Source organism: Opacimonas viscosa (assembly GCF_024199005.1).
GTDB classification, from domain to species: Bacteria; Pseudomonadota; Gammaproteobacteria; order Enterobacterales; family Alteromonadaceae; genus Opacimonas; species Opacimonas viscosa.
This window is the reverse complement of record NZ_JANATA010000430.1, coordinates 1-206: the sequence shown is the minus strand read 5'-3', so window position 1 is coordinate 206 and position 206 is coordinate 1. Positions and strand designations below refer to the sequence as shown.

1 protein-coding gene is annotated in these 206 nt (G+C 63.1%); it reads left to right on the top strand.

Annotated features, from left to right (window positions below; all coding sequences use genetic code 11):
• Window positions 1-206 (top strand): citrate/2-methylcitrate synthase (locus NLF92_RS14150; RefSeq protein ID WP_284700456.1); only part of this gene is annotated, 206 nt, incomplete at both ends.

Sequence of the window (206 nt, the reverse complement as noted above, 5' to 3'; positions counted from 1 at the left end):
GTGCACGACATCACCTTCCACACGTTCGTCCACGAGAACGTGAAGACCTTCATGCAGGGCTTCCGCTACGACGCCCACCCGATGGGCATGCTCATGGCGTCCGTCGGCGCCCTGTCGACGTTCTACCCGGACGCCCGCAACATCGGCGACGACGACAACCGCCAGATGCAGATCATCCGCATGATCGCCAAGATGCCGACGCTGGG